Source organism: Micromonospora sp. NPDC048871, from assembly GCF_043198155.1.
In the GTDB taxonomy this organism is placed as follows: Bacteria; Actinomycetota; Actinomycetes; order Mycobacteriales; family Micromonosporaceae; genus Micromonospora.
In genome coordinates, this window is the sequence record NZ_JBICUM010000023.1 from 21742 (window position 1) to 31967 (window position 10226).

Annotated in this window: 8 protein-coding genes and 1 tRNA gene; 1 reads left to right on the top strand and 8 read right to left on the bottom strand. The window is 72.7% G+C overall.

What is annotated here, in order from left to right:
* Positions 1-99 precede the first annotated feature (99 nt).
* Positions 100-738: a hypothetical protein gene (locus ACGFIK_RS27535; RefSeq protein ID WP_327025890.1), complete on the top strand. Its 639-nt coding sequence runs from the start codon at positions 100-102 to the stop codon at positions 736-738.
* 6 nt (positions 739-744) lie between these two features.
* Here ACGFIK_RS27535 and ACGFIK_RS27540 read toward each other — a convergent pair whose 3' ends face one another.
* The 8 genes from ACGFIK_RS27540 to fdh all read right to left on the bottom strand — a co-directional run bounded on the left by ACGFIK_RS27540 (position 745) and on the right by fdh (position 9773).
* Positions 745-930, bottom strand: a complete 186-nt coding sequence (locus ACGFIK_RS27540) for a hypothetical protein (RefSeq protein ID WP_327027482.1) — start codon at positions 928-930, stop codon at positions 745-747.
* Between the two features lie 72 nt (positions 931-1002).
* Positions 1003-1200 (bottom strand): hypothetical protein, encoded by a 198-nt coding sequence (locus ACGFIK_RS27545; RefSeq protein ID WP_327025889.1) that lies wholly within the window; start codon positions 1198-1200, stop codon positions 1003-1005.
* A 51-nt stretch (positions 1201-1251) separates the two neighbouring features.
* Entirely contained in the window at positions 1252-3009 is a 1758-nt protein-coding gene (selB, locus tag ACGFIK_RS27550; RefSeq protein WP_327025888.1) for a selenocysteine-specific translation elongation factor, read from the bottom strand.
* A 2-nt stretch (positions 3010-3011) separates the two neighbouring features.
* On the bottom strand, positions 3012-4316 hold the full coding sequence (gene selA, locus ACGFIK_RS27555; protein WP_327025887.1) for an L-seryl-tRNA(Sec) selenium transferase: 1305 nt from the start codon (positions 4314-4316) through the stop codon (positions 3012-3014).
* A gap of 21 nt (positions 4317-4337) precedes the next feature.
* Positions 4338-4433 (bottom strand) — tRNA-Sec (locus tag ACGFIK_RS27560).
* A 53-nt stretch (positions 4434-4486) separates the two neighbouring features.
* Positions 4487-5527 (bottom strand): NrfD/PsrC family molybdoenzyme membrane anchor subunit, encoded by a 1041-nt coding sequence (gene nrfD / locus ACGFIK_RS27565; protein WP_327025886.1) that lies wholly within the window; start codon positions 5525-5527, stop codon positions 4487-4489.
* Positions 5524-6441: a 4Fe-4S dicluster domain-containing protein gene (locus ACGFIK_RS27570; protein ID WP_327025885.1), complete on the bottom strand. Its 918-nt coding sequence runs from the start codon at positions 6439-6441 to the stop codon at positions 5524-5526. The genes nrfD and ACGFIK_RS27570 overlap by 4 nt, the downstream gene beginning before the upstream one ends.
* A complete protein-coding gene (gene fdh / locus ACGFIK_RS27575; protein ID WP_327027114.1) occupies positions 6441-9773 on the bottom strand; it encodes a formate dehydrogenase in 3333 nt (1110 codons plus the stop codon). Before fdh ends, ACGFIK_RS27570 begins: the two co-directional genes overlap by 1 nt.
* Positions 9774-10226 lie beyond the last annotated feature (453 nt).

Consider the following 10226-nt stretch of genomic DNA (forward strand, 5'->3'; position numbering starts at 1 on the left):
GGCAGTCGACCACGTCCACCGGTCGGCTTACCCGCCGCCGGCGGCGGCATTCCGCCCCGGCCGGGGACTGGTGGCGCCCAGGCTGGGTATCACCGGAGGATGGGTGACCAACGGGCTGTCGCGCGGGCCCTGCTGACCCGCCGCACGTACGCCGAGGAGGCCGGGATCTCCCTGGCCGACCGGCCCGCACCGCTGTACCAGTTGCTGGTGCTGGTGACGCTGCTCAGCACCCGGATCCGGGCCCAGGTGGCGGTGGCCGCCGCCCGGGAGTTGTTCGCCGCCGGGTACCGCACCCCGGCCGCGATGGAGGCGGCCGGCTGGCAGCAGCGGGTCGACGCCCTGGGTCGCGGCCACTACCGCCGCTACGACGAGCGGACCGCCACCATGCTCGGCACCGGGGCCCGACTGTGTCTGGACCGGTGGCACGGGGACCTGCGCCGGCTGCACCGACAGGCCGACGGGGATCGGAAGCGGCTGCGGGAACTGCTCGTCGAGTTCCCCGGCATCGGCCCCACCGGCGCGGACATCTTCCTGCGCGAGGTGCAGACGGTGTGGCCGCAGGTGCGCCCGTACGCCGACCGGCGCACCGTGGCCGGAGCCAGGCGACTGGGCCTGCCGGCCACCCCGGACCGGTTGGCCGGGCTGGTCGAGGAGGCGGAGTTCGGTCGACTGGCCTCGGCGCTGGTGCGGGTGGCCCTGGGTGAGGAGTCGGCGGAGCAGATCTGCCGCGCCGGCTGAGACCCCTCACTTGGCCGCATCGCCGCCTGGCTTGGTCAGGTGCCACACCAGCAGCGCCGCGAGCAGCGCCAGCACCACCAGCCCACCGGAGAGTCCACTGCCCTCTTCGGGGGACCGGCCGGTGGTGCCGAAGTAGATCACCGCCAGGCCCGCCAGCACGGCGGCCAGCTTCCGGATGCCTCGGTCCTTCACAGCTCGCACCGTAAGCCGCAAAACCGAGTCATCACGGCAAACCGCGCGCTGTCCCTCGACCGGGCGACCGGATCAGTCGGACTCCAGGTCATCCAACGAGATCTTGTGGCTCATCAGCCACCGGGCCAACGCGGACATGCCGAACAACCACAGCGGCGCCGACTCGGTGGTTCCGTTGGTGGCGAAGACGGCGAACCGCAGATCCGGGGCCCGGTACGCCTCGATCCGCCACCGGTGCTGCCGGTCCCGCCAGACCGCACTCGGGTCCATGCCGTCACGGTAGGCGCTGCACCGGCCCGACGGCCCACGGATGGCGTCAACTCAGAGGCCGACCACCATCCGGGTGTCATCGGGCAGTCGCCGGGTGGCCCCCTGCCGATCCAGCAACTCCAGCAGCGGCACCGCCACCCGACGGGTCGTGTCCAGGGCCTGCCGGGCCGCGCTGAGGGTGAACGGTTGCGGCAGAGTGGCCAGCACCCGCACGGCCTGCTGCGGGGCGCCTGCCGGCAGCAGCACGTTGCCGGTCAGCCGCAGCAGCACCCCGGCGCGTACCGCGGCACCGATCTCCCGGTCACCCAACCCGACCGCGGCCAGCCTATCGGCCTCCGGGGCCCGGAAGGGTCGGGCGGTGAACTCCTCCCGCAGCAGGGCCACCGCCCGGGCCACCGGCTCGGGCACCGGGTCGAGGTCGGCGGCGGCCACCCTACCGGCGACCAGCCGCAGGGGGGCGGCCACCAGCGCCTCCACCAGGGCCCGCTCCGGCAGGCCGAGACGTTGACGCAGCACCTCCACCGGGGCCCCCGGCTCCAACGGATGGGTACGGGCGTACTCGGTGACCGCCTCGACCAGTCGAGCGCCCAACTGTCGCCAGTGGTCCGGATCGGCCAACCAGTCCCCGCACACCGGCGACCCGGTCACCGGCACCCCCGCCCGACGCAGGTCGGCGGCGCGGACCAGGCCCCGACGGCGCAGCTCACCGGCCAGATCCGGCCGCCCGTCCATGGTGGCCAGGACGGCCGCGCGGGCGGCGGCGGCACCACGGCGGCGCAGCGGCGGCGGAGCCACATCCAGCACGCTCACCCCACCGGCGATGTGGTGGCGGCCGGGATCCCGCAGCAGGGCCCGGTCACCGACGAGCAGCGGCAGGGGCCGGGCCAGTCGCAGCCGCACAGTGTCGACCCCCAGCGGACGGACCCGCACCGGCACCGCGGCCGCACCGACATGCAGGGTCAGGGTCGCCGGCAGGTCGGCCACCGGGTCACCGGCCAGCCGCACGTCCACCAGGTCGACCATGCCGAACCGGCCCTCGGTGAGCAGGGCATCCCCGCGGGCGATCCGGTCCCGGGCCACCCCCCGCAGGTTCACCGCCACCCGGGCCACCGGCTCCACCTCCCGGCAGGGCTGACCCAGCCGGTGCAGGCCCCGTACCCGCACCGGCTCGCCGCTGTCGGCCAGCACCAGTTCGTCGCCGACCCGCAGCCGACCGGACCCCAGGGTGCCGGTGACCACCGTGCCGCTGCCCCGCACGGTGAAGCTACGGTCCACCCACAGCCGTACCGGGTCCTCGGCCGAGGGGGTGGGCAGCCCGGCGGCCAGCCGATCCAACGCGGCCCGCAACTCCGGCAGCCCGGCACCGGTGACCGCGCTGACCGCCACCGCCTCCACCGCCCGCAGGGAGGTCGCCGTCAACTCGGCGCGGGCCCGGTGCAGGGCGGGCCCGGGGTCGGCCAGGTCCGCCCGGGTCACCACCAGCAACCCGTGGCCGACCCCCAGGGCGTCCAAGGCGGCCAGGTGCTCGGCGGACTGCGGCATCCAGCCCTCGTCGGCGGCGACCACCACCACGGCGGCGGGCACCGGACCGACACCGGCGAGCATGTTCGGTACGAACCGTTCGTGGCCCGGCACGTCGACGAAGGCGACCGTGGCGCCGGAGGGCAGGGTCGTCCAGGCGAAGCCCAGGTCGATCGTCATGCCCCGTTGCCGTTCCTGCGCCCACCGGTCGGGTTCCATCCCGGTCAGGGTCCGCACCAGGGTGGACTTGCCGTGGTCGACATGCCCGGCGGTGGCCACCACCAGCATGGTCAGTCCTCTTCCGGCACAGCCAGCACGGCGGCCCGTACGGCCTCGTCGGCGTGCGGCGGCACGCACCGCAGATCCAGCAGCAGGCGTCCCTGGGCGACCCGGCCGAGCACCGGCGGCACCCCGGTGCGCAGCGGCCGAGCGTAGCGTTCCGGCAGGCTCAACGCCCACGAGTCCAACTCGACCCCGGGGGCACCCCCACCGCCGACGACCGCCACCGACGGCACCACCTCGGCCTTGTGGCCGTCGGCCGCGATGGCCTCCCGCAGCCGCTCGGTGCGCTCCCGCAGGCCGGCCGGGTCGGTGTGCAGGGCGGCGCGGGTGGGAGTGTGCGGGTCCCCCAGGGTGGCCGCCAACCCGGCCAGGGTCAGTTTGTCCACCCGCAGCGCCCGGGCCAGCGGATGCCGGCGCAGCCGCTCGATCAGCCCGGCGCGGCCCAGCAGCAGCCCGGCCTGCGGCCCGCCGAGCAGCTTGTCCCCGCTGGCGGTGACCAGGTCCGCCCCGGCGGCCAGGGTGCTCGCCGCGTCCGGCTCCTCCGGCAGCAGCGGATCCGGGGCCAGCAACCCGGAGCCGATGTCGACGACCACCGGCACCCCCAGGCCGGCCAGGTCCCGCACCGGCACCGCCGAGGTGAAGCCGGTGACCCGGAAGTTGGAGGGGTGCACCTTGAGCACGAAGGCGGTGTCCGGGCCGATCGCGGCGGCGTAGTCGGCCAGGGTGGTGCGGTTGGTGGTGCCGACCTCCCGCAGCCGGGCCCCGGTGCTGACGATCAGGTCCGGCAACCGGAACCCGTCACCGATCTCCACCAGTTCGCCTCGGCTGATCACGATCTCCGCGTCGGCGGCCAGGGCGGTGGCCGCCAGCAGCAGGGCGGCGGCCCCGTTGTTGACCACATGCACCGCCTCGGCCTGCGGCACGGCCACGGCCAGGGCCTCCATGGCCTCCCGGCCACGCCGGGCCCGACGCCCGGTCACCAGGTCCAGTTCCACATCGGTGTGCCCGGCGGCGGCGACCACCGCGGACACCGCCGCCTCCGACAGGGCGGCCCGTCCCAGGTTGGTGTGCAGCACCACCCCGGTGGCGTTCAGCACGGCCCGCGGTGTCGCCTGCGGCAGGGCGGCCAGCGCGGTGTCGCGTACCTGATCGGGGTCGATCTCGCCGCGACGGGCCTGCTCCTGGGCCTGCCGGACGGCGGCCTTGACCCGGTCCCGGCCCAGAGTGAGCACCGCGGCGGCCAGCCGCGGCTCGGCCAGCAGCGCATCGGTGCGCGGCACCCGGCGCCGTGGGTCAGCGCAACCGTCACCCATCGGGTCATCCCCTCGCCAGATTGGCGGAGACGGACGGGAATCGAACCCGCCTGGCCCGGATACCGGACCACACCGGTTTTGAAGACCGGGAGGGGCACCAGCCACCTGAACGCCTCCACCGAGCATTTGATCACAGCTGGTCGGCGGCCACGTCGGGAGGTGCCGCACCGCTACCGGTCCGCGGGCTCCTCGCCGCCGCGTCGGGCCAGGCGCTCCCGCTGCGGCAGCACCGTGTAGCGGGGGTCGCTGGCGGAGGCGACCCCGGCGTGGAAGACCCCGAACCGGGTGGCCACCGAGGCGGCCAGCAACGCCACACCGGACAGCGCGGCCACGATCCGGTTCCGGCCGCCCAGCACCGCACCGGCCACCCCCACGGCGGTCAGCCCCCGCCCGGCCCGCAACAGCCGACCCGCCCGACCGGTCCGGTACGGCTCACTGAGCAGACCCAGGGAGCTCTCCACCTGATGGGCGCCGTACAACTCCAGGGCGGCCCCGGCCACCGCCATCCGACGGGCCGGGCCGTTCTGGGTCGGCGGCACGGCGATCAGCCCCACCCCGGCGCCGCTGGCCAGGGCACTGCCCGCGAACACCACCGGCAGATGGGGGTACGCCTCATGCCACGACGGCACGGCCGTGTCGGCCAGCAGCACCGCGGTGTACGTCCCCAGGGCCGGTGCGGTGGCCGCCGCAGCCAACCCGGCGACCTGCCCCACCGGCGGCAGCACCCGACGGGCCCACCCCAGCGGACCCCGGCGGGGCAGCAGGGGCGCCGCCTCGGCGATGGCCGCCAGCCCGGCCAGCGGGCCGTAGGCGGTCAGGATCCAGGTGCCCACCGACATCGGGGAGGTCGGCTTGGCCACCCGCAGCATGTGGTGGAACCGCTCCGGTCGACCCAGGTCCTTGACCAGCAGCCCGGCGCTGGCCGTCACCGCGGCCAGGGCGGCGACCCGCCCGGCGCGGCGCAGGGCCGGCCGGCCGGTGAGCTGCCCACCGGCGGCCAGCAACGACGACCCGGCGGCCATCCCACCGGTGGCCAGGTAGGCGGCGATCTCCCAGGTCCACACCGGCGGCTTCAGGATGGGCCGCCCGTAGTACGAGGTGAACTCGGCCGGCGGCACCGCCAACCCGGCCTCCCGACGGTCCCGGCCGCCCTCCCTACGGTCCCGGAAGCGGCGGAACCGCTCCCCTGTCGCCGGACGCTGACTGCTCACCGTTTTCCTCCGAGGAACGCCACGACCGCCCCGGCCGCCATGGCCAACGCGGCCACCCCGGCCCGTTTCCACATCTTCGGCAGGTCCCGGGTGGGCACCTGCGGATCCGGCGGCAGACCGTACACCTCCGGCTCGTCGAGCAGGAGGAAGAAGGCACCGTCACCCCCGACCCCGTCGGTCGGGTCGTGGCCGTACAGCCGGGCCTGCGGCACCCCCCGCTCGTGCAGGGTGGCGACCCGGGCGGCGGCCCGCTCCCGCAACTCCTCCAGGGGGCCGTACTGGATCGACTCGGTCGGGCAGGCCTGCGCGCAGGCCGGGGTCAGGCCCGCGCCGATCCGGTCGTAACACAGGGTGCACTTCCACACCCGGCCGTCGTCGACCCGCCGGTCGATCACCCCGTACGGGCAGGCCGACACGCAGTAGCCGCAGCCGTTGCAGATGTCCTCCTGCACCACCACCGTGCCGAACTCGGTGCGGAACAGCGCCCCGGTCGGGCAGACGTCCAGACAACCGGCCCGGGTGCAGTGCTTGCACACGTCCGACATCATCAGCCAGCGGAAATCGCTGCGCCCCTCGGCCGTGCCGGTGCGCCCCGGCGGCCCGGACTGCGGCATCCCCAGAAACTGGGTGCTGGTGTCGGGCTGCTCGATTTCCTGGGTCGGCCGGGGTTGCTCGATGAAGGCGACATGCCGCCACGAGTTCGCGGTCAACGCCCCGGTGTTGTCGTACGACATGCCGAGCAGGTCCAGCCCGGAGGTGGGCACCCCGTTCCACTCCTTGCAGGCCACCTCGCAGGCCTTGCAGCCGATACAGACGCTGGTGTCGGTGAAGAACCCCATCCGCGGTGGCGCGTCGACCCAACCGGCACCCGAGGCCGGATCCAGCGGCGCGGACCGGTCATCCCCGTCGACCATCACCGGTCCTCCTCCGCCTCGCCGGACCGCTCGGCCGCCGCCTGGTCGGACCGCTCGGCCGCTGTCTCGCCGGGCCGTTCGACCGGCACACCGGGGGTGAGCGCCGACGGCACCGTACCGGCCACGATGCCGGCCCGGGTACGGTACTCCGCCACCAGCCGCCGCAACGCCGGTCCGGTGGGGCGCCGTCCCGGCCGCACATCACAGGTGCCGATCTTGCTCTCCTGGATCAGCACGTTCGGGTCCAGGGTGATGCCGAACAGGTCGTTGGCCGAATCACCGGTGACCAACCCCTCGAACCCGAAGTGGTACGGCAACCACAGCTGGTGGATCACCCGGCCCTCCACCCGCAACGGCACCAGCCGGTCGGTCACCAGCACCTTCGCCTCGATCACCGCCCGGGCGCTGACCAGATGCGCCCACCCCAGATGAGTCAACCCGGCCAGGGCCGCCAACTGCGGAGACACCTCGACGAACATCTCCGGTTGCAGCTCCGCCAACGGCGCCACCGTACGACTCATCCCACCGGCGGTGTGATGCTCGGTCAACCGGCTAACCGTGAACACGTACGGAAACACCTGACTGTGCTGCTGCGGCGGACTCGGATGCACCGAGTTCACCGGATGCCGGTAGATCTTGCGGGTCGGGTTGCCCTGCTGACCGTAGAACGAGTTGCGCACCGGCGACTCCGCCGGCTCGTAGTGGGTCGGCAACGGCCCGTCCAACACCCCGCTGGGCGCGAACAGCCACCCCTTGCCGTCGGACTGCATCACGAAGGGGTCATCACCGGCCAACGCCGCCGGACCGGTGGCACCCTCCGGAGGCCGATACGACGGGGCCTTGGTCACCTCGAAGTCCGGCACGTCGTGGCCGGTCCACCGGCCCGCCGCCTCGTCCCACCACACGTAGCGTTTACGTTCGCTCCACGGCCGGCCCTGCGGATCGGCCGAGGCCCGGTTGTAGAGCATCCGCCGATTCGCCGGCCACGCCCAACCCCACTCGGCGGCCACCCAGTCCTGCTCCTGGCCGGGACGACGCCGCGCCGCCTGATTCACCCCGTCGGCGTACACCCCGGTGTAGATCCAGCAGCCGATGGCGGTCGTACCGTCGTCACGGGCCTCGGCGAACCCGGCGAGGGGACGGCCGGTGGCCACCTCGTACCCGTTGATCTCCCGCAGCACCGCCTCGGCGTCCGGCTCCGCGTGCGGACCGTGGGTGGGATAGTCCCAGGCCAGGTCCAACAGCGCCCGGTCACGCGGCAGGGTCGACCCGGCCAGCTTCTCCCGCAGCCTGAGCCCCAGGTGGTAGAAGAACCACAACTCCGAACGGGCGTCGCCCGGCGGATCCACGGCCTTCTCCCGCCACTGGAGCACCCGCTGGGTCTGGGTGAAGGTGCCCTCCTTCTCCACATGCGAGGCCGCCGGCAGGAAGAACACCTCCGTACGACACTGCTGCGGCACGATCTCACCGGTGGCCACCTCGGGGCCACGCTGCCAGAAGGTCGCACTCTCGATCATGAACAGGTCCCGGACCACCAGCCAGTCCAGGTTGGCCATGCCGAGCCGCTGCGCCCTGCCGTGGGCCGAGCCGACCGCCGGATTCTGACCCAGCAGGAAATAGCCCTTGATCTTCCCGTCGATCATGTCGAGGACCTGCTGGTAGGTGCCGTGGTCCCCGGTCAACCGAGGCAGATAGTCGTAGCAGAAGTCGTTGTCCGGGGTGGCCGCCTCCCCCCAGTACGCCTTCAGCAGACTCGCCGCGTACGCCCGGGCATTGCCCCAGAAACCCTTCTGGCCGGGGTGCCGGATGGCGTCCACCCAGTCGTCGAAGGTCGGATGCTTCGCGTGGTGCGGCATCGGCAGATAGCCCGGCAGCAGGTTGAACAGGGTGGGGATGTCCGTGGACCCCTGGATGCTGGCATGCCCCCGCAGCGCCAACACCCCACCACCGGGGCGCCCCACGTTGCCCAGCAACAACTGGATGATCGCGCCGGTGCGGATGTACTGCACCCCGACGCTGTGCTGGGTCCAACCCACCGAATAGATCAGACACCCGGTCCGCTCCCGGCCCGAATTCTGCGTCCAGGCCCGCGCCAACTCCAGGAACCTCTCCTGCGGCAGACCACAGACCCGCTCCACCATCTCCGGGGTGTAGCGGGCGAAGTGCCGCTTGAGGATCTGGTAGACGCAGCGCGGATGCTGCAACGTCTCGTCCCGCTCGACCCGCCCCGACACCGGGGCACCGTGCGACTCGTGCCGCAACCCGGCGGCCGTCTCCCGCTCCATGGCCGTGTGACCGCTGCCGGAATCCCGCTCGTGCCCGGCGTACTGCCAACTGTCCTGCACGTACGCGCCGGTGGCCGGATCGAACCCGGAGAACAGGCCGTCGGCGTCCTCCGCGTCGACGTAATCCTCGCTGACGATCGTCGCCGCGTTGGTGTACGCCAGCACGTACTCCCGGAAGTCCAACTCGTTGCTCAGGATGTAGTTGACCACCCCGCCGAGCAGTGCGATGTCCGTACCCGCCCGAATCGGCAGATAGGTGTCAGCCGAGGCGCTGGTACGGGTGAACCGGGGATCGACATGGAACACCTTCGCCCCACGCCTACGCGCCTCCATCACCCACTGGAAGCCCACCGGGTGGGCCTCGGCCATGTTCGACCCCTGGATGACGATGACGTCAGCGTTCGCCACATCCTGTTGGAAGACCGTCGCGCCGCCGCGACCGAAGCTGGCCCCCAGACCGGGGACGGTGGCGGAGTGTCAAATGCGCGCCTGGTTCTCGATCTGAATCGCCCCCATCGCCGTGAACAGCTTCTTGATGAGGTAGTTCTCCTCGTTGTCCAGCGTCGCCCCGCCGAGACTGGAGATGCCCAGGGTGCGGTTCAGCGGACGCCCCTCGGCGTCGACGTCCTCCCAGGTCTGCGCACGGGCGGCCAGGATCCGATCGGCGATCATGTCCAACGCCGTGTCGAGGTCCAGGTCCTCCCACTCGGTGGCGTACGGCCGCCGGTAGCGCACCTTCGTCTGCCGCAGCGGGCTGGTCACCAGACTCTTGCTCGCCGAACCCTTCGGACACAGCCGCCCCCGGGAGATCGGGCTGTCCGGGTCGCCCTCGATCTGAGTCACCCGGTTGTCGGAGACGAAGACCCGCTGCCCACAACCGACCGCACAGTACGGGCAGACGGAACGGGCCACCCGGTCGGCGTCCTCCGTGCGGGGGGTCAGCCCGGCCGAACGGGCGGACTGCGCCGCCGCACCCCGGCCCAGCGGATCGGTGCCGGTGAGCTGACGGTAGACCGGCCAGCCCAGCAACACGTCCCGCAGCCCCACGCTCGTCACCTCCGCCCTTGATCCTTCCCCCTGACCTTAGGGCAGCCGGGCGTCGTCGGACAGCCGGGCCTGCAGAACTCCGGAAACAGCACACCGCCCCCGGCCCGTTGTCGGGGCCGAGGGCGGTGCGTGGGTGTCGGTGTGCAGGTCGCCTCTCGGCGAGTGGCGCGACGCGGCTCCAGCCGGACGGTATTCCGCGACGGCGAAATTAGGTGAGGCCCGGGGACACTGGATCACACCGACGCTCGGTACAACCGACCCACGGTCGTCCTTGTTCCCACTTGGCGTCGGCTCACTCCCACTGATTTTGCGGTCCGGGGTTGGGCGATCGTGCTCGGTTGTGGGTGGTCGCGGTTGAGGGCTGGGGCGACCGTGCCCGGCTTCGGGCGGTCAGGCTTGATCCCTACGCCGGGCACGGTCGCCCCAGCCTGACCTGGTCGGTCTTCGTTGATC

Bases quoted from the DNA above. Each gene is read 5' to 3' on its own strand.
- ACGFIK_RS27545 (WP_327025889.1), bottom strand. From the start codon at position 1,200: ATGGACCCGAGTGCGGTCTGGCGGGACCGGCAGCACCGGTGGCGGATC.
- selA (WP_327025887.1), bottom strand. From the start codon at position 4,316: ATGGGTGACGGTTGCGCTGACCCACGGCGCCGGGTGCCGCGCACCGAT.
- ACGFIK_RS27570 (WP_327025885.1), bottom strand. From the start codon at position 6,441: ATGGTCGACGGGGATGACCGGTCCGCGCCGCTGGATCCGGCCTCGGGT.
- selB (WP_327025888.1), bottom strand. From the start codon at position 3,009: ATGCTGGTGGTGGCCACCGCCGGGCATGTCGACCACGGCAAGTCCACC.
- ACGFIK_RS27535 (WP_327025890.1), top strand. From the start codon at position 100: ATGGGTGACCAACGGGCTGTCGCGCGGGCCCTGCTGACCCGCCGCACG.